Source organism: Brevibacillus panacihumi (assembly GCF_003710985.1).
Taxonomy (GTDB): Bacteria; Bacillota; Bacilli; order Brevibacillales; family Brevibacillaceae; genus Brevibacillus; species Brevibacillus panacihumi.
The window spans coordinates 1-17,834 of the sequence record NZ_RHHT01000027.1 but is presented as its reverse complement, the minus strand read 5'-3'; the positions used below and the strand labels follow the sequence as shown (position 1 = coordinate 17,834).

Genomic DNA, 17,834 nt, shown 5'->3' with positions numbered 1-17,834 from the left:
TCTTCACCTACCCTGCTTGGCGGCCAAACGACATGATCGCATCCCGCACCCATTTTGTATCTTCATAGGAAGTTTCCCGAAGGTTCAGACGGTGGGCAGAGCGCGGGCCTTGCCCTTTGACAATCAGCTTGAACGCTTCCCAATCCGGTTGTTGATAGATCCATTGGCCTGAGGCTTCATCGAAGTGGATCGTTTCATCCGGCAGCGTAAATCCGAGGTGGAAGATTCTCGGTACGTACTTGGTCAAAAACGCCTGGCGCAGCTCTTCGTTGGTCTGCGAGCGAATCTTGTATCTCATGTTGGCGGACTGGTTGCTCGTAATCGTTCCGTTTTCTGGCGGACCGAAAAACATCAGCAAGGATGGCCACCAGCGAGTGATGGATTCCTGCAGCATTTGACGCTGAGCTTCCGTACCCTCCGCCAATTCCAGAACAATGCTCTCCCCGTGCTGTGCGTGGAATTTCTCCTCTGCACAAATGCGATGCAACGCACGCGCATACGGTGCATAAGACGTATCGAGCGACATCGTTTGGGTAATGATTGCCGCACCGTCCACCAGCCAGCCAATCACTCCGGCGTCTGCCCATGTAGGCGCTTCCATGTGAAAGACGTTGTGGAACTTCAGACGGCCAGTAAACAAATCCTGCATCAAATCCTCGCGCGTTTTGCCCAAGGGAGCCATTAGATCCTCGGCCACGCGAAGCAAGAGCTGACCATGCCCCATCTCATCCTGCACTTTCGCCATAATCGCCAGCTTGCGGCGCAGTGTCGGCGCTTTTGGCACCCATTCCTTTTCCGGCAATGCCCCCATAATCTCGCTGATGCCGTGCATGGAGATCAGCTTGATCAGTTGGTTGCGGTAATCTGCAGGCATCCAGTCATCCGCTTCGATTTTTTCTCCTCGGTCGATGCGGGCTAAGAACGCTTCCATTTTTTCATTTTCCGTCAATTCCGAATGTTCCATTCGTGTTTGCATGGAGTAAGCCCTCCCTTTTATCTGGACTAGCTTATGTTATTTTTATAATACGTTTTTGTAACGTTATAATAACATAACGTCATACGTTTTCGCAATACTGCATTCGTGAAAACCCTTTCTTTATTCTGATCGTCCGCCCATAACGGCTGCCTCTCTCAACTGATCGGCCATCCGGCGCAGCTCCTGCATGACGGCATACAGCTCCTGGATGCGTGTCGACTGATGCAGGCTGTGGTTCCTCGTCTTCTCCATTTCACTGGAGACCAGACCTACCAACTCATTCATTTCATCAAGGATGCGAAAAATGTCTTTGGCTGACGTCGAAGTGGTGTTCGAAAGCTTGCGTATCTCCTCCGCCACGACGGAAAAGCCGCGACCTGCAGCACCTGCCCGCGCCGCTTCCAGAACGGCATTGAGCCCGAGCACATTGGAGCGCGTGGAAATATCCCGAATCAATTGGCTGATCTGCGAGGTTTCAGCTATTTTTCTTTCCATTTGAATCGCCGCGTCACTCAAGGTCAGGCTGGCAGAAGACAGCTCGTCCGCTTCTTGGGCCAGACTTTCCGTATGCTGGGCGATGCCTTCCAAAGCATCGGTAAGACTTTCCGCCAACCCCCGCAAGCGGTCTTCCTGATCCGTCGTTACACCGGTGGACAGGCACCCCACCACTTGCCCGTTTTCGACGAGCGGATAGCCGACCGCAATATAGGGAATCCCGTAAACATCCTTGCCAATTTTGCGTACAACCCGCTGGTTCTCCGCTATCGCTGTGGCATTAATGCTGCCAGGTCGCAGCGGATCCCCTACCCGAATCCCCAGATTCAAGCCTTTGGTCGGGTAGTAAGCCAGGAACTTCTCCCTGTCTGTAACCCCGATCATGCAGTCAAACAGAAAAGCTTTTTGCAAAATCGGTGCTACCATAAGCACACTGTCTATCAGCTTGGACACCATTCATACCTCCTGACGATTTGACGAAAACGGCTATTCCCCTCGCACGCTTTCCATGCGAAAGGAACAGCCATCTGACGTTCTTCCAAGAGTTGTAAGGCCTTACTTCAAAAGCTGAAACTTGCCGTCCTTGACTTCCACCATAATCATGCTGTCTTCCGTCAAGCCGTTATGGTCTTCAGCCGAGAATTTGAACTCACCGGTTACTCCTACATAATTTACTTTTTCCAATACTTCTCCGAGCTTGGAGGCATCGCCGCCTGCTTGCTTCAGGCCCTCAACAAGCAGGTTCAGACCGTCGTAGCCGTAGCCGGCGAAACCGTCCGGCTCTGCATTGTACGCTGCTTTGTAGCCGTCTACGAATTTTTTGATGATCGCAGCCTGCGGATCGTTGGCATCTACCTGATCCGGCACGAGCAATTTGCCTGCTACCATCAGCACACCTTCACCCGCGTCGCCGACCAGCTCCAGGAACTTGCTGTTCGCCGAACCATGGCTGCTGATGATCGGAATGCCCAGATTGAGCTGCTTCGCTTCCTTTACAATGGTAGCGGGTGCCGGGTTGGTCCCTGCTACGATCAGCGCCTGTGCGTCTGTTCCTTTGATCTTCGTCAATTGCGAGCTCATGGAAGGATCTTTTGTGCCGTATTTTTCTTCGGCTACAATCGTAATGCCGTATTCAGGAGCGTATTTTTGGATCTGCTGCGTCCAACCGCTGCCGTACGGGTTGCTGTCGTTCAATGTGGCAATCTTGGTGATGCCCTTTTCTTGCAGGTATTTGAAAATGCGTTTGGTTCCGTGCACATCGGTATGCGGTGTTTTGAAAATGCCGGCCCGAACCGGATTGGTCACTTGGTCAGCCGCTGCCATCGAGATCATCGGGAGCTTTTCGGCAGCCGCGAACTCAGCCATCCCAAGCGATGGGCCGCTTCCGGAAGAGCCCAGAACCGCTACGATCTTGTCTTTGGATACCAGCTTCTTGATCGCTTTCACTGCTTCTGTATTGTCTGATTTGTCGTCTTCAAAGATGATTTCGACCGGACGGCCATCGACGCCGCCTGCCTCGTTGATTTCTTTCAGCAGCAATTCCACCGCCTGCTTTTCTGGCACGCCGAGCGGACTGTTGGCACCTGTCAGGGAGAAAATTGCGCCCACCTTGATCGGCTCTTTGGAAGACTCCGCGGCTGGCTGAGCTTGTCCTGCCGGTTGTTCTCCGCCTGTGCTGCCGCCTCCGCTAGTCCCCGCTGGCTGCGCTCCTCCACCACAGGCTGAAAGCATGACGAGGGAAGCAACTGCCAATGGGTACAACCACTTTTTGATCTGGCTTTTTTTCATAGTGAAACCCCCTAGAATGTTTGTGGCTTATTATGTCAAACCGCTTCGTGGGAATGTCCCAGATAAGCAGATTGCACACGTGGATCATTGCTGATTTCCTCTGCAGTTCCTTCGAGCATCACCATTCCGGTGCTAAGTACATAGGCACGGTCGGAGATGGCAAGCGCGGCCCGCGCATTTTGCTCGACCAACAGGACGGTCGTGCCCCATTGCGAACGAATTTCCTGCACGATCTCCAGAATTTCCTTGGCAATCAGGGGAGCGAGTCCCAGTGATGGCTCGTCCAGCAGCAGGAGCTTGGGTCTGGAGAGCAATGCCCTGCCGATCGCCAGCATCTGCTGCTGGCCGCCGGAAAGGGTTCCGCCGAGCTGCCATTTGCGCTCTGCCAGAATGGGAAAGCGCTCGTAGACAGTCTCCATTTCTTTGGCGATTTCCTTTTTGCTTGTCTTGGGAAGCCGCACGGAGGCACCCAGCCAGAGATTGTCCTCTACGGTCAGCGTAGAGAAAATTTGTCTGCGCTCCGGTACATGCGCCATGCCGCGTCCGACGACCAGCTCGGCTGGGACCCGGGTGATCTGCTCTCCTTGAAACCAGATCTGTCCCTCCTTGGCGTCATGCAAGCCGCAGATGCAATTCAGCAAGGTCGTTTTCCCTGCACCGTTGGAGCCGAGCAGCGAGACGATCTCTCCTTCATTCACCTGTAGATTGATGCCGTGCAGGACCTCTACCGGGCCGTAGCGAGCCACGATATTATCGACCTTCAAGATCTCTTTTGCCATCTCTTCACCCCCTGCCTTCCTCTTCTTCCGTCCCCAGATAGGCGGCGATCACTTTCGGATTTTCCTGGATTTCGCGCGGAGTGCCCTCCGCGATCTTGGTGCCTTGATCCAGCACGACGATCCGATCGGCAATCGCCATGATCATGTCCATGTCGTGCTCTACCAGCAAAATGGCGGTTCCATTCGCCCGAATATCCTGAAACATCTTGCTCATCTCAGCGGTCTCCGTGTGATTCAGACCTGCCGCAGGCTCGTCCAGGAGCAATAAGGTTGGTTCCGCCACCATCGCCCGGGCGATCTCCATCAAACGCAGCTTGCCATATGGCAGACTGCCTGCCTGGGCAAAAGCCAGCGAAGCGAGTCCGACATGCTCCAGCCACATTTGCGCCTGCTCCCTCATCTTTTGTTCCTCTTTGCGGGCGCGGCCAAGATTCAAACCGCAGGAAAAGAGGCTTGATTTGGTCTTGGTATGCATCCCGACCATGACATTTTCCAGTACGGTCATGTCATCGAAGGTCTGCAGATTTTGAAAGGTCCGCGTAATGCCAAGTCCTGCATACTCGTAACCTGGCACCTGCGCCAAGCCTTGATTGTTATAGCGGATTTCCCCCTCTGAAGGCGGGATGACCCCGGAGACCATGTTGAGCACTGTGCTCTTCCCTGCACCATTGGGACCGATCAAAGCCAGGATCTCTCCCTGCTTCACCTGAAAGTCGACCCGATTGACGGCTCGCACGCCGCCAAAATCGCGTGAAAGGGATTGTACCTCCAACAAAGCTGTCATGTTGTCGCCTTCCTTTCCATCCGCTGAAGTTCTTCCCTGGCTTTCGCCTTTTTGGCCCGCGACTTCTCATAGAGGGAGCGAATGCGCGGCACAAGTCCTTCTGGCATGAACATGATGATCAGCACCAGAATGCCTCCGAATACGATGGTGTCGATGTCCCCTTGCAAGCCAGGGACGAATTCGCTCATCGCGATCAAACCTTCACTGATGAAATTGATCAGCAAGGTACCAATCAAGGCTCCCCAGATACTTGTCATACCGCCGACGACAACCATCGTGAGAAACTTGATCGACTCATGCAGCCCAAACGGCTGCGGATCGAGAATTCCCATGTAATGGGCGTACAATCCGCCGGAGATGCCCGCAAACATGCCGCTGACGACGAAGGCATTCAGCTTGAAGCGGCGCACATCGATCCCCATCGAGGTTGCGGCGATCTCGCTTTTATGGATGGCGCGAAAAGCACGGCCTACCCTGGAGTTCAGCAAATTGAGAGAGAACAGCAAGACGCAACTCACGACAGCCCAGATCAGGTAGTACATGGACAGTTCGCTGTCTCCGAAAAAGGGAACCCGGGGAATGCTGATCATTCCGCTTGCGCCGCCTGTGACCGGCTCCCATTCCGTAATGCCAATCTGCACGATATAGCCGAAGGCCAAGGTAGCCATCGCGAGGTAATACCCTTGCAGTCCGGCGATGGCTCGCCCGAGGATGAAGGCGAACAGTCCCGGCACGATAGCCGAAGCCACCAGCCCGACGAGCGGAGGCAGTCCGTATTTGGTAGTCAATACAGCCGAGGTGTACGCCCCGATCCCCCAAAATGCTGCCTGGCCCAAGGAGATTTGTCCTGCCAACCCCATCACCAGGCAAAGTCCGATGGTGACGATCGCATGCAGTCCGATAATGATGCCTACGGAGCGGTAGTACTCATCCGGCATCACGAATGGAAAGAGAATCATTAAGACGAGATAAATGCCAAAGCTTTTTCCCCATTTCTGGATAACCTGCTTCATCATAGCCCTCCTTTCCCTACGCTGCGCTCTCCAAAAATGCCGGATGGCTTAATCAGCAGCACACCGATCAACACCAGAAAGGCGATTGCGTCCTTCATGCCGGAGCTGATATAGCCTGCTCCCAGCGATTCGACGATCCCGAGCAAAAAGGCGGCAACCGCAGCTCCCAATGGATTTCCCAGTCCGCCGAGGATTGCGGCGGAGAAGCCTTTGATTCCGAGGAGCACGCCGATGTCGTAGGAGGTGACGCTGAGCGGTGCAATCACGATGCCAGCGATCGCTCCTGTCGCTCCGCTGATGCCAAAAGCCAGCATGCTCATTTTGGCTGGGCTGATTCCCATCAGGCGAGCGGCCATCGGATTAATGGAGCAGGCGTTGATTTTTTTGCCGAGAATGGTTTTCTCCATCAGGTACCACAGGAAAATCAGGATGACGAGAACGGAAACCAGAATCCAGACGCTTTGCTGTGCGATCGTCACGCCTGCCAGCGTGATTGGCTCATTGCTCGTGATCGGCTCCAACGCAAAAGCGTCTTTGCCCCAGATCAAACTGGCGACCCCGCGAATCAGTGTGGAAATGCCTATTGTCAGAATTATCAAACTTATTGGATTAGCTTTCTTCACATATGCAATCACATACTTCTGCATCATCACGCCAATCAGCGTAACCACAAGGATGGCCAGCAATACCGCTGCCGCATACGGAACGTTCATTCCGATCATCGCGACCGTCACCATCCCGCCCAGCATCAAAAATTCTCCCTGCGCCAGATTGATCACCTTGCTTACGTTGTAGATGGTGATGAACCCGACGGCGACAATAGCGTAAATCCCGCCGCTAACCAGACCATTTGCCACGTACTGCAACAATTCTGTCATGTATGCGCCAAACCCCCTCTTGATCTCTTGCACTTTTTCCCATATGAAACGCTTACATTTTAAAAAATGGGAGTTGCATCGGCATGTAGACAAGCCCTAGACATGCTAGGGCCCATCTGTGCGTGACCGCCTCCTATCTGGATGGCGCTGCCTCATACACGTTCTCGAAAAATCGAATAGCCCCTGGATTTAAAAGTTCGTAGTAGTTTTGGAACAACTGATCCGCTTCTTTGCCCAGCCACAGCTCCGGCAGCAATTCTTGCGGCAAATCAGGATCGATGAACAAAAACTTGCGATACTGGTGGACAAGATTTGTTTTTTGTACAAAGCAGTGGCTGTCGGCGACCTCCTGGTCATGGCGGATCTTGTCAGCCAGCTCTTCGTACTCCTGGCGATAGCTATCGATGAATTCCTTGTACTTCTCATTGATCTCATCGATATTCCAGCATTTGCGCACAAGCAGCTTGGAATCGCTCCAGCCCTGGTGCTCGGCTGTGAAAATCTCCACATGGTCTGTGATCTCGTATGCCTCGGTAAGCTCCTTGACGCGATCTCCCAACGGATTGGGACTGATCCAGGTACTGGTTGTCAGCATCCCGAATCCCATCCAGCCCAGCTCCTTGCGCAATTGGTCCCGCAAAGCGCGGCGTTCCTCTGGAATGTTGTAGCTGACAATGCACCATTTGCCGTCCCATACACCTGTATCGACCTTGTAGATCCGCTCAGCAGCCTCTTCCAAACGCTTCTTGCCGCGCCCTGATACGGAATAATAACTGCGATTTCCTACCTTTCGCGACTCCAGCCAGCCTTGGCGAAGCATCCGTGAGATGGCTGCGCGGACAGCAGGCTCAGACAATCCGAACTCGCCCATCAGCTTGGTCAAGCTGCCAATCCAGATCTCACTGCCATAATGGCGGACATATTCCCCGTAAATCGTGAACAACATCGATTGTGGCTTCACTCTATTCACCCCGTAGATCAATTCATACCTCGTCGCTGTGAAATTGTACCATAATCTCTACGAGTACGTGAACGGCTCGACTTCATATGACGTTATAATGTATTACGTTTTTATAACGTTATTATATTAGACCATTTCATAATAGTCAATTTATTCTGTCGAAATTTCTTATTTCGTGTCTGCTTCCTCTTGAATGGCTTGGAATCTGCGACTCATGTCGTGCTTGTTGAAAATCGCCTGGGTAAAGGTTCCCACCCCTACCCGGTTGCGGGTGGTGTCCGCTGTCACCTCGCACACCACCCGTTTTTCCGTCACTTCCACACAGACTGCCCGAAACGTAACCTCCTGCCCCTCGACCGCAGGCCCGACATGCTTGATGTCGACAGCGAGCCCGCAGCCTTCCTCATGATCCTCCAGATAGGGCAAAATGACGTGGCGTCCAGCCATTTCCATGTAATAAATCATACTGACTGTCGACATGACCGGATGGACGACCTGACCATCGAAGGCAGGAAACATATCCGAAGTGACCTTCACGGTGATTTCCGCTGTCGTCCCTGGCTGCAGTCCGCTGTTCATGAGATTCTCCTCCTCGTAACGGCTATACGCGTTCGATAATCGTCGCGATGCCCTGGCCTACGCCAATGCACATGGCCGCCAAGCCATAGCGGGCTTCACGCCGCTCCATCTCGTAGAGCAAGGTGGTCATGATCCGCGCTCCGCTGCACCCAAGGGGATGGCCCAACGCAATGGCACCGCCGTTTACATTGACCCGGTTCTCGTCTACGCCAAGCTCGCGCACGCTGGCTACCGCCTGTGCCGCGAACGCCTCGTTGAACTCAAAGAGATCGATCTGCTCCACGGACAGACCAGCCTGCTTCAACGCCTTGCGTGTCGCCGGGACAGGTCCGATCCCCATGACAGAAGGGTCGACCCCCGCTACGGCGGAAGCAATAATCCGGGCGCGCGGTCGTAAGCCCAGCTCCAGTGCTGCTGTTTCCTCCATGATCAGCAGGGCGCTTGCGCCATCGTTCAGACCGCTGGAATTGCCCGCCGTCACTGTCCCGTCCTTTTGAAAAGCCGGCTTCAGCTTCTGCAATTGCTCCAGAGTCGTCTCCGGGCGGGCATGCTCGTCTTGCGAAAAGAGCGTTACCTCGCCTTTACGCCCACGCAGCTCTACCGGCACGATTTCCGCTTCCCATTTTCCTTCTGCCAGTGCCCGTGCGTAGTTCTGCTGGCTGCGCAGCGCGAAGGCATCCTGGTCCTCGCGGCTGATCTGGTACTGCTCCGCTACCCTTTCCGCAGTCTCACCCAAGCTGATCGGCGGATACATCTCCACCATTTTTTCATTCACCAGCCGCCAGCCCAGGGTCGTGTCCACCAACTGCTGGTTGCCGCGCTGAAACGCTGTGCCGGGCTTCAACATCACCAGCGGCGCCCGCGTCATGCTCTCGGTCCCCCCTGCGATATAGACCTGGCCTGCTCCAGCCTTGATTGCATAGGCGCTTTGGTTGACAGCTTCCAGACCGGAGCCGCACAGCCGATTGACGGTAACCCCTGGCACCTCTACCGGGAGACCGGCAAGCAGCAGGGACATCCGCGCTACATTGCGATTATCCTCCCCTGCTTGATTGGCACAGCCCATAATCACGTCATCGATTCGCTTCGGATCGATCGGATTGCGCTCCAGAAGCTTTTGAATGACCAAGGCCCCCAGATCATCCGGGCGCACTTCTTTCAACGCGCCGCCGATCCGTCCAATCGGAGTCCGCACAGCATCGATAATGACAGGTGTGTTCATCTCCTATTCCTCCATCCCGCAGTCTGTACAGACAGCCTGCCTCTTTTTCTTACAGCGCTTCTACGAGCGTAGCCAACCCCTGTCCTCCGCCGATGCACAAGGAGACGACGCCATAGCGCTGCTTGCGGCGGCGCAGCTCGTACAAAATCGTCCCCAAAAGTCTGGCGCCGCTGCAGCCCAACGGATGTCCCAGCGCGATCGCTCCGCCATTCACATTGGTCTTATCAGACGGCAATCCCAGCTCGCGCATGCAGGCCAGCGACTGGGATGCGAAGGCCTCATTCAATTCAAACAAATCGATCTGCTCGACCGTCATGTCCACTTCCGCCAGCAGCTTGCGTATCGCCGCTACCGGACCGATTCCCATGATGCGCGGGTCCACGCCGGCAGTAGCGAAGTGAACGATTCTTCCCATTGGGGAAAGACCGCTTTCCTTGAGACTTGCTTCATTCATTAGCAGGACAGCGGCGGCACCGTCGTTGATACCCGATGAGTTGCCAGCTGTAACGCTGCCGTTTTTGCGAAATGCCGGGCGCAGCTTCGCCAATGACTCCAGACTGGAATCGCGGCGAGGGAATTCATCCGTATCAAACACGGTGACATTTCCTTTTTTATCAACCAGCTCAACAGGGATGATCTCTTCGCGAAAACGTCCCGCATCGATGGCAGCGATGGCGCGGCGTTGGCTTTCCGCTGCAAACAGGTCCTGGTCCTCGCGGCTGATTCCGAACTGCTCCGCTACATTCTCAGCCGTATCGCCCATCGTCAGCTCCCCGTACAAAGAGACGGGAGCAGAACGAGGCCCGCCGAAGGATTCCATCAGCGTCTGCGTTCCGCGCTGATAAGGTTGCTCGAACTTTTCCATGATGTAGGGGGAGCGTGTCAGGTTCTCCACTCCGCCTGCCAGCATGACGCTGCTGTGTCCCGCCTGGATCGACTGGGCGGCCAGATTGATCGCTTCCAGCCCCGAGGCGCAGACGCGGTTGACCGTGAGGCCCGGCACTGTTTCCGGCAATCCGGCTTTCAAAAGGCCAACCCGGGCGATGTTGATGAACGGTCCTGCGGAAATCACATTCCCCATGATCACACCGTCCACGGCCTCGCCAGACTGTCCTGCTTGCTTTAATGCTCCATTTAGAACGATCGCAGTCAGATCATCGATCGGTGTATGCTTCAAGCTGCCGCCCAATTTTCCGATCGGGGTGCGAACGGCTGCGGCCACATAAACTTCTGTACGTGTCAATGTCTGCATCCGCTTCACACCTCCTCTTTTTCATAGCAGTAAAAGCCTTGCCCGCTGCGAATGCCAAAACGCTTGGCGAGCACCAGCTTGCGCAACAGCGGTGCTGTGCGGTACCGCTCTTCGGCCAGATCGCGCGACAGGCCGCGGGAAATCGCATAAATCTCATCCAATCCGATCCGATCGGCCCATTCCAGCGGCCCATACGGATAATTGGTCCCCTTTTTCATCGCGATGTCGATATCCTGCGGTGTCGCAGCCTTTTCCATCAAGGTAAAGGCAGCCTCGTTGATGATCAGTGTGAGAATGCGAGGAAAAACCAGTCCCACCTCATCCTCGACCAGCTCCGTCTCCTTGCCCAGCGAGTGAAAAAAGGCTTCTGTGTTGCGAATCGTCTCCTCTTCTGTTTGCAGAGCCGGGGCGATCTCGATCAGCTTCCTTTCCGCAAGTGGAACGAGCGTGCCAAAACCGCAGATTCGCTCGGGATGCTCCGTCCAGGACGCCGCTTCTGTCGCCGTGATCGCCAGGGATGTGGTCACAACCGGGACATGGGCAGGGAGCAAGCGATCCAGTTCAGCAAGCTGCTCCCGCTTTTTCGTCAAATCGAAATTATTCACTTCCAAAGCGAGGGTAACGGCTTCAGGAGTCTGTACAGCTTCCTCCAAGGACATCACCTGATGGCCCTGCTCCGTGAGTAAAGCAGAAAACGCTGCGTGAAGCGGACTGTCCCCCGTCAAGATGACGGTTTGCTTATTTGTTGTAGTCATAAAAGCCTTCCCCCGTCTTTCTGCCCAGACTGCCGGCCTGAACCATGCGTTGTTGAATCCGGCTGGGCTTGAATCTGCCTTCCTGGAAGAAGTCGTTGTACACCGACTGAGTGGTGGCAAAATTGATGTCGATGCCGATCATGTCCTGCAGCTCGAACGGGCCCATCTTGAATCCGCCAGCTTCTTTCATGATGCGGTCGATCTGCTCGGCATTCGCGACGTGGTCGCCCAAAATGCGCAATGCTTCATTATAGTAAGGACGCGCGATGCGATTGACGATAAAGCCCGGCGTGTCTGTCACCCGGACAGGCACTTTGCCCAGCTCCTCGGCAAAACGATACGCGGTCTGCATGTTTTCTTCGCTGGTTTTCTTCCCTTGGATAACTTCGACCAATGGCATGACCGGAGCCGGGTTGAAAAAGTGAAAACCGAGAATGCGCTCGGGATGCGGAAGTCCTCCGGCAATTTCCGTGATCGAAATCGAAGATGTATTGGTCAAGAGCAACGCGTCGCTTTTGCAAATCCGCGACAGCTCGGAAAAAATGCTTTTCTTCAAATCAAGCCGCTCAGGTACAGCTTCAATCACTATCTCGCATACAGCCAACTGTTCCATGTCGGAGACGAGGTGGACCCGCTCCAGTGTATCCGTCTTTTGTTCCGCGTTGATCTTGCCCTTCTCTACATCCCGGGACAAGGTCGACTGCAAGTAGCCAAGAGCCTTATCCAGGACAGCCTGATTGGCATCCAGAAGCTTGACCACGTGGCCTTTTCTGGCGCAGACGAGGGCAATTCCTGCCCCCATCGTTCCGGCACCGATGACGCCTACTGTTTTTGTGTTCACTCGTCCGAACCTCCTCTTCGCGCCTATCTCCCTGTAAAGCGGGGAGCGCGTTTTTCCATGAACGCACGAACCCCTTCCTGATAATCCTCTGTACTGCCCGCCACTTCCTGGGCATACGCTTCGTATTCCAGTGTCTGCTCCAGGTCCATTTCCAGGCCTTTGTACATCGCGCGCTTGATCAAGCCGATCCCTCGTGTCGGCAGGGAAGCCAGCTTGCGGGCATAGGCCATCGCTTCCTCCATAAACTGCTCGGCTGGGTACACCTGATTGACCAGTCCCAGGCGCAGCGCTTCCTCCGCTGGCACCTTTTCCCCGGTCATCGCCAACTCCAGCGCCTTCCCGATCCCGACGATCCGGGGCAAAAAGTAGCAGCCGCCCGAATCAGGCACCAGACCAATATTGACGAAGGCATTCACCAGGGAAGCCTTATCGGAAGCCAATCGGATGTCGCAAGCAAGCGCGATGCTCATCCCCGCCCCTGCTGCGACCCCATTGATTGCGGCGATAATCGGTTTTTCCGTTTTCCGGAATTGGAGAATCATCGGATTGTATCGATCGCGCAAAAAGCCGCCGAAATCCACATTCCCATCGGAGACCTCTCCCAAGTCCTGCCCTGCATTGAAGGCGCGTCCCGCCCCCGTCAGCAGAATGCAGCGAACCTCCGAATCCTTCTGGGCTTGCTTCAAGGCATCCGTAATCTCTTTGTTCATCTTTGCCGTAAAAGCATTGAACTTGTCGGGACGGTTCATCGTCAGGACAGCGATACCGTCCGTTACCTCATAGAGAATCGTATCGTACATGGCTGCCTCCTAGTTTCCCGTAAACCGGGGAGTGCGCTTCTCCAAAAATGCCTGCATGCCTTCCTTGCGATCATCGCTTGCCAGCAAGAGATAAAAGGCGTTGCGCTCGTAATCCAACGCATCTGCCAACGGCAAATCCTGCGCTTTATGCACGCTCTTTTTAATGACCTGGACAGCGAGCGGCGCTTGCTGCGCGATTTGCTTCGCGAGCCTGAGGGCTTCCTGGTAGTAGGCTTCGACAGGAACTACCCGGTTCACCAGTCCGTATCGAGCCGCCTCCTTGGCCGAGATCGGCTCGCCAGTCAAGAGCATCTCCATCGCTTTTTGCAAGCCGACCGCTCGGGTCAGGCGTTGTGTGCCGCCTGCTCCCGGCATGACGCCCAGCTTGACCTCCGGCTGGCCAATGACAGTCGTCTCTGAAGCTATGACAATGTCGCAATTCATCATCAGCTCGCAGCCTCCACCGAGAACGAAACCGCTGACAGCCCCGATGATCGGCTTGGAGATCAGGGAGATCCGATCCCAGACGGCGAATTGATCACGCTTCATGATTTCGATTGCCGATGCTTCCGCCATCTCGTTGATGTCCGCGCCTGCCGCAAAGGCCTTGTCATTGCCAGTCAAAAGGATTGCGCGAATGTCCGCATCCTGATCCATCCGCTCCAGCTCGCTGACCAGCTCATCCATCAGTTGAAGGTTTAGTGCATTGAGAATCTTCGGTCTATTGAGTGCGATCACACCGACACCGTCCTCAACAGCCACCTTGATATACGCGTACGACATGACGTCCCTCCCCCTTTCGTGAAGCAGCTATCAGATCGCAGGCTGCGGTTTGTTGCGGTTGTCCACGATGCGAATGGCTTTTCCTTCGCTGCGCATCAAGGAATTCGGCGGCAGGACTCGCAGGACCACCGTTACACCCAGCGTGCATTTGATCATGTGGCTGATCTCTTTTACCAATGGCGCAAGGGCTGCCGGATCATGGCTGCCAATCTTGCTGGCATACTCCTGGGTCAGCTCGCAATGGACTTCAAACCGATCGAGCGCACCGTCGCGTTCGATGACTACTTGGTACTGCGGAGCCAGCTGGTTGAAGGTGAGCAGCACGGATTCGATCTCCGTCGGGAACACGTTCACGCCGCGAATAATCAGCATGTCGTCGACGCGCCCTTTGATGCGGGACATGCGCATGGTGGTGCGTCCGCATTTGCATGGCTCCGGGTTGAGGGAAGCGATATCTCCCGTGCGGTAGCGAATGACAGGGAAAGCCTCTTTGGTCAGAGACGTGAAAACAAGCTCTCCTTCCTGTCCATACGGAAGAACTTCACCTGTCACTGGATCAATGATTTCCGCGTAGAAATGGTCCTCTGCGATATGCAATCCATCCTGCACCTCATGGCATTCGATGGATACGCCGGGACCCATCACTTCACTCAGCCCGTAAATATCGACCGCTTTGATGTCCAAGGCTTCTTCCAGTTGGGCGCGCATTTCCTCGGACCACGGTTCTGCGCCAAAAATTCCGTACTTGATACTCGTTGCGCGAGGATCGATCCCTTGCTTTTTCATTTCCTCGACGATATTCAACACGTACGAAGGGGTGGCAGCAATCCCTCTTGGCTGGAAATCCTCGATCAATGTAATTTGCCGAGGTGTATTTCCGCCGGAGACAGGGACAGCGACAGCACCCATGCGCTCAATGCCGTTATGCAAGCCAAGACCGCCGGTAAACAGACCATAGCCATATGCATTATGGAAAATATCACCCGGCTGTCCCCCCGCACAGCAAATGGCACGCGCGACGATTTCCGCCCAGTTCTCCAAATCCTTTTTGGTATATCCGACAACAGTGGGCTTTCCTTTGGTTCCGGAAGAACCGTGGATGCGCGCTACTTCGCTCATTTCGACCGCGAACAGGTTAAAAGGATAGTTTTCCCGCAAATCGGTCTTCTTCATGAACGGAAGCTTTTGAATATCTTCGATCGTTTGAATATCATCAGGTTTGACCCCGGCTGTATCCATTGCTTTTTTATGAAAAGGAACCCGTTCATACACGCGCTTTACCGTTTCCTGCAAACGCTCCAGTTGAAGCTTTTCCATTTTGTCCTTTGACAGCGTTTCCATTTCCATGTTGAAGATCATGTATATTCTCCCCCATTCCGCTTTTCTCTATGGTTGAAAATTCGTTTATTCCCCTTTGAATACGGGTTTTCTCTTTTCTCGAAAGGCCTCCAACGCTTCTAATCGGTCCCGGGTCGGAATAATGACCTCGTAGCACATCGTCTCGATATCCAGTCCCGTCTGCAGATCAACGCTTGCCCCGCGATCAATCGCCGCTTTTGCCTGGTAGACAGCGAGCGGAGCATTTTCGAGAATCTCGCGTGCGAGTCCATACGCTTGCTCCTCCAGCTCCTCGCCATTCTCCGCGACGCCGTTCAAGATTCCAAGCTGGTATGCATCACGCGCGGTGATGCGGCGGGCGCTTAAAATCAATTCCTTCGCACGAGATGGTCCGATCAGGCGGGAGAGACGCTGTGTACCCCCAGCACCGGGAATGATCCCCAGGCTTACCTCTGTCAGGCCCATTTTGGCCTCGGCTCCCGCAAAGCGGAAATCACAGGCAAGCGCCAGCTCAAACCCGCCGCCGAATGCAAAGCCGTTGATCATGGCAATCGTTGGTTGAGGCAGTCTTTCCACGGCTGTAAACACGTCGCGGATCTTGCGTACATTGCGGCGTACTTGCTGCTCGTTCAAGGTACGGCGCTCCTTGAGATCTGCTCCTGCGCAAAAAGCGCGTCCCTGGGCCCGAACGATCACGACGCGAACCTCTTTTTGATTCAGGCGAATCTCGTCACAGATCTCGCCTAGCCGGACTAGAGTATCGTAATTTAAGGCATTCAGCTCATCCGGACGGTTCAGGGTAATGATGCCCATGTACCCGTCGCGTTCCCATTTTACGGTTTCCTGAGTCATCCTTTTCCTCCATCTATCCCTTTTGGTTGTGAACCCTCGCATATGTCCCGGTCGCACAGGCTACCAGTTTGCCGTCGCAGGTGACTCGTGCTTCCATGATGATCAGGTTCTTGCCGCGCTTCAGCACGCGGGATTCCGCTTCCAGCCGTTCGCCTCTCGCGGGGTACAAGTACTGGATCTTGCTTTCGACGGTTACGCATTGCTGAACTCCGTCCACATGCGGAGCAGCACCGTGTCCCATCGCAACGTCTGCCAAAGTCGCCGTCACTCCGCCGTGCACGACTCCTTCGATACTGTTGTACAAGTCAGGGCGAATGGTTAGCGCCACCTTGCATCCCTCGTCATCGCGATGCAGGACTTCTATCCCCAGGTAGTGATTAAAGCGGTTTTTGATTTCCTCGGTCACTTGCATCGTCCTCTCTTCCTATCCTTCCCTGAGGGCTTCTAAAACGGGGAAAGGAGCCCAAGCACGAAGCATGCGGCATCCTTCTCCTGACCGTATCTCCTGTTCCCTACTTCTCTTCGTCTGGCTCCACGAAATATTCATTTTTTCTGTATGCCAATGCATCCAGGGTAGCCACGAGACCGTGCTCGCTTTCAACGCGAATCCGATACCAGGCGGTGCGGTTGTTTTTCTTCTCTTCCGTCGCTGTCGCGACCAGCCGGTTTCCTTTCATCGCCGCAGCCAGGAAGCCGATATTCATCGATAAGGCTACAGATGTTTTTCCGTAGGAATTACAGGCGGCTGCAAAAGTGAAGTCTGCCAGTGAAAAAATGATAGCCCCATGCGCAGTGCCATGGGCATTCAGCATATGCTCCTGGACAATGACTTCCGCCGTAGCCGTCCCTTCACCCAGTTCGACCAGCCTGATTCCGAGAAATTTCGCAAATTGATCCTGTACCAATTTTTTGCAAATTTCGTCGTAGTGCTTGCGGTGAAGCTCGCTTTCGTCTATAAATTTTTTACTGCTCATGACTTATACCAGTTCAGCGATGTGCATAGAAATAATGGGACCTGCAAAGCCGCGCAAGTCTTTTCCTGCCGCACGTCCTTCTGGAGATGACAACGCTTCCAGAAGCGCGTCTTTGGATTCAAAATACATTTCCGCAATCAGATGCAAGTCGCTTTCACCGCCAGGAGCTCCGATGACCTTGCTTACCTCCATTTTGATCAGGCCCGGCATTTTTTCAGCCAACGGGGCGTGAACCTCGAAGTAGTGCTTGTCAAATGCCTCGACATCCTCTGGTTTCCGATAAATCGCTACCAATTTAACCATCATGATCCCTGCCTTTTCCTCAAGAGTTTTAAAGTGTGACAACAATTTATATAACGTTATTTTAACGCACGTTATTGTTTTTATTATATAAACACTTCGTTCATGGCGCAAGTATTTTTAAAAAGGGGATTAAAATGATTATATGGAATATTCAGTTATTTTGCTGTCTTTTTGGTATGGCGGTCTACCAGCTGCAGTGTTGGGGAGGAAAAAGGGAGAAAGCTCCAGGCGGGTTGGGATCTTTGCTGAGGGGCATCCCTGTCCGCTTCCACTCCAAAGGCGGAACCGCGGCCAAAAGCAGCCGACTTCGGAGAAGAAATTCAGGGTGTAGAGTAGAGAACTGACGCTTTCTGGCGACCGTTTGGTCGCCTTACTCCTATCAGTTCCCCCTCATCAAACCGTACGTGAGGTTCTCCCTCATACGGCTTTCCGATGTTCTTCTTTCCTTGGCATTCGGTTAT

20 protein-coding genes are annotated in these 17,834 nt (G+C 54.1%); all 20 read right to left on the bottom strand.

Annotation, left to right across the window (positions count from 1 at the left end; genetic code table 11):
* Window positions 1-7: 7 nt before the first annotated feature.
* Window positions 8-976, bottom strand: a complete 969-nt coding sequence (gene paaA / locus EDM58_RS12610; RefSeq protein ID WP_122913649.1) for a 1,2-phenylacetyl-CoA epoxidase subunit PaaA — start codon at window positions 974-976, stop codon at window positions 8-10.
* A gap of 120 nt (window positions 977-1,096) precedes the next feature.
* Window positions 1,097-1,927: a methyl-accepting chemotaxis protein gene (locus EDM58_RS12605; RefSeq protein WP_246000700.1), complete on the bottom strand. Its 831-nt coding sequence runs from the start codon at window positions 1,925-1,927 to the stop codon at window positions 1,097-1,099.
* A gap of 99 nt (window positions 1,928-2,026) precedes the next feature.
* On the bottom strand, window positions 2,027-3,259 hold the full coding sequence (locus tag EDM58_RS12600; protein WP_122913648.1) for an ABC transporter substrate-binding protein: 1,233 nt from the start codon (window positions 3,257-3,259) through the stop codon (window positions 2,027-2,029).
* Between the two features lie 35 nt (window positions 3,260-3,294).
* Window positions 3,295-4,038 (bottom strand): ABC transporter ATP-binding protein, encoded by a 744-nt coding sequence (locus tag EDM58_RS12595; RefSeq protein WP_122913647.1) that lies wholly within the window; start codon window positions 4,036-4,038, stop codon window positions 3,295-3,297.
* Window positions 4,039-4,042: 4 nt separating this feature from the next.
* Window positions 4,043-4,822 (bottom strand): ABC transporter ATP-binding protein, encoded by a 780-nt coding sequence (locus EDM58_RS12590; protein WP_122913646.1) that lies wholly within the window; start codon window positions 4,820-4,822, stop codon window positions 4,043-4,045.
* Window positions 4,819-5,835, bottom strand: a complete 1,017-nt coding sequence (locus EDM58_RS12585) for a branched-chain amino acid ABC transporter permease (protein ID WP_122913645.1) — start codon at window positions 5,833-5,835, stop codon at window positions 4,819-4,821. Before EDM58_RS12585 ends, EDM58_RS12590 begins: the two co-directional genes overlap by 4 nt.
* Window positions 5,835-6,713 (bottom strand): branched-chain amino acid ABC transporter permease, encoded by an 879-nt coding sequence (locus tag EDM58_RS12580; RefSeq protein ID WP_122913644.1) that lies wholly within the window; start codon window positions 6,711-6,713, stop codon window positions 5,835-5,837. The genes EDM58_RS12585 and EDM58_RS12580 overlap by 1 nt, the downstream gene beginning before the upstream one ends.
* 133 nt (window positions 6,714-6,846) lie before the next feature.
* Window positions 6,847-7,674, bottom strand: a complete 828-nt coding sequence (paaX, locus tag EDM58_RS12575) for a phenylacetic acid degradation operon negative regulatory protein PaaX (RefSeq protein WP_122913643.1) — start codon at window positions 7,672-7,674, stop codon at window positions 6,847-6,849.
* A gap of 168 nt (window positions 7,675-7,842) precedes the next feature.
* Entirely contained in the window at window positions 7,843-8,253 is a 411-nt protein-coding gene (locus EDM58_RS12570; protein ID WP_122913642.1) for a thioesterase family protein, read from the bottom strand.
* A 22-nt stretch (window positions 8,254-8,275) separates the two neighbouring features.
* The gene (locus EDM58_RS12565) at window positions 8,276-9,475 is read right to left on the bottom strand and encodes a thiolase family protein (RefSeq protein WP_122913641.1); all 1,200 of its coding nucleotides are present in this window, start codon (window positions 9,473-9,475) and stop codon (window positions 8,276-8,278) included.
* Between the two features lie 49 nt (window positions 9,476-9,524).
* A complete protein-coding gene (locus EDM58_RS12560; protein ID WP_122913640.1) occupies window positions 9,525-10,727 on the bottom strand; it encodes a thiolase family protein in 1,203 nt (400 codons plus the stop codon).
* Between the two features lie 5 nt (window positions 10,728-10,732).
* Entirely contained in the window at window positions 10,733-11,482 is a 750-nt protein-coding gene (locus EDM58_RS12555; RefSeq protein ID WP_122913639.1) for a 3-hydroxyacyl-CoA dehydrogenase family protein, read from the bottom strand.
* A complete protein-coding gene (locus EDM58_RS12550) occupies window positions 11,466-12,323 on the bottom strand; it encodes a 3-hydroxyacyl-CoA dehydrogenase NAD-binding domain-containing protein (protein ID WP_031306117.1) in 858 nt (285 codons plus the stop codon). The genes EDM58_RS12555 and EDM58_RS12550 overlap by 17 nt, the downstream gene beginning before the upstream one ends.
* Before the next feature lie 23 nt (window positions 12,324-12,346).
* On the bottom strand, window positions 12,347-13,123 hold the full coding sequence (locus tag EDM58_RS12545; RefSeq protein WP_122913638.1) for an enoyl-CoA hydratase-related protein: 777 nt from the start codon (window positions 13,121-13,123) through the stop codon (window positions 12,347-12,349).
* A gap of 9 nt (window positions 13,124-13,132) precedes the next feature.
* Window positions 13,133-13,906, bottom strand: a complete 774-nt coding sequence (locus tag EDM58_RS12540) for an enoyl-CoA hydratase-related protein (RefSeq protein ID WP_122913637.1) — start codon at window positions 13,904-13,906, stop codon at window positions 13,133-13,135.
* 30 nt (window positions 13,907-13,936) lie between these two features.
* On the bottom strand, window positions 13,937-15,265 hold the full coding sequence (gene paaK, locus EDM58_RS12535; protein ID WP_122913636.1) for a phenylacetate--CoA ligase PaaK: 1,329 nt from the start codon (window positions 15,263-15,265) through the stop codon (window positions 13,937-13,939).
* Window positions 15,266-15,310: 45 nt separating this feature from the next.
* A complete protein-coding gene (locus tag EDM58_RS12530; RefSeq protein ID WP_122913635.1) occupies window positions 15,311-16,096 on the bottom strand; it encodes an enoyl-CoA hydratase-related protein in 786 nt (261 codons plus the stop codon).
* A 13-nt stretch (window positions 16,097-16,109) separates the two neighbouring features.
* Window positions 16,110-16,502 (bottom strand): PaaI family thioesterase, encoded by a 393-nt coding sequence (locus tag EDM58_RS12525; RefSeq protein WP_122913791.1) that lies wholly within the window; start codon window positions 16,500-16,502, stop codon window positions 16,110-16,112.
* A 106-nt stretch (window positions 16,503-16,608) separates the two neighbouring features.
* Window positions 16,609-17,070, bottom strand: a complete 462-nt coding sequence (locus tag EDM58_RS12520; RefSeq protein WP_122913634.1) for a hotdog fold thioesterase — start codon at window positions 17,068-17,070, stop codon at window positions 16,609-16,611.
* Between the two features lie 3 nt (window positions 17,071-17,073).
* Window positions 17,074-17,373, bottom strand: coding sequence for an EthD family reductase (locus tag EDM58_RS12515; RefSeq protein WP_031306119.1), 300 nt, complete (start codon window positions 17,371-17,373; stop codon window positions 17,074-17,076).
* Window positions 17,374-17,834 lie beyond the last annotated feature (461 nt).

Coding starts and splice junctions, on each gene's coding strand:
- paaA (WP_122913649.1), bottom strand. CDS start 976: ATGCAAACACGAATGGAACATTCGGAATTGACGGAAAATGAAAAAATG.
- EDM58_RS12605 (WP_246000700.1), bottom strand. CDS start 1,927: ATGGTGTCCAAGCTGATAGACAGTGTGCTTATGGTAGCACCGATTTTG.
- EDM58_RS12600 (WP_122913648.1), bottom strand. CDS start 3,259: ATGAAAAAAAGCCAGATCAAAAAGTGGTTGTACCCATTGGCAGTTGCT.
- EDM58_RS12595 (WP_122913647.1), bottom strand. CDS start 4,038: ATGGCAAAAGAGATCTTGAAGGTCGATAATATCGTGGCTCGCTACGGC.
- EDM58_RS12590 (WP_122913646.1), bottom strand. CDS start 4,822: ATGACAGCTTTGTTGGAGGTACAATCCCTTTCACGCGATTTTGGCGGC.
- EDM58_RS12585 (WP_122913645.1), bottom strand. CDS start 5,835: ATGAAGCAGGTTATCCAGAAATGGGGAAAAAGCTTTGGCATTTATCTC.
- EDM58_RS12580 (WP_122913644.1), bottom strand. CDS start 6,713: ATGACAGAATTGTTGCAGTACGTGGCAAATGGTCTGGTTAGCGGCGGG.
- EDM58_RS12570 (WP_122913642.1), bottom strand. CDS start 8,253: ATGAACAGCGGACTGCAGCCAGGGACGACAGCGGAAATCACCGTGAAG.
- EDM58_RS12565 (WP_122913641.1), bottom strand. CDS start 9,475: ATGAACACACCTGTCATTATCGATGCTGTGCGGACTCCGATTGGACGG.
- EDM58_RS12560 (WP_122913640.1), bottom strand. CDS start 10,727: ATGCAGACATTGACACGTACAGAAGTTTATGTGGCCGCAGCCGTTCGC.
- EDM58_RS12555 (WP_122913639.1), bottom strand. CDS start 11,482: ATGACTACAACAAATAAGCAAACCGTCATCTTGACGGGGGACAGTCCG.
- EDM58_RS12545 (WP_122913638.1), bottom strand. CDS start 13,123: ATGTACGATACGATTCTCTATGAGGTAACGGACGGTATCGCTGTCCTG.
- EDM58_RS12540 (WP_122913637.1), bottom strand. CDS start 13,906: ATGTCGTACGCGTATATCAAGGTGGCTGTTGAGGACGGTGTCGGTGTG.
- paaK (WP_122913636.1), bottom strand. CDS start 15,265: ATGATCTTCAACATGGAAATGGAAACGCTGTCAAAGGACAAAATGGAA.
- EDM58_RS12530 (WP_122913635.1), bottom strand. CDS start 16,096: ATGACTCAGGAAACCGTAAAATGGGAACGCGACGGGTACATGGGCATC.
- EDM58_RS12520 (WP_122913634.1), bottom strand. CDS start 17,070: ATGAGCAGTAAAAAATTTATAGACGAAAGCGAGCTTCACCGCAAGCAC.
- EDM58_RS12515 (WP_031306119.1), bottom strand. CDS start 17,373: ATGGTTAAATTGGTAGCGATTTATCGGAAACCAGAGGATGTCGAGGCA.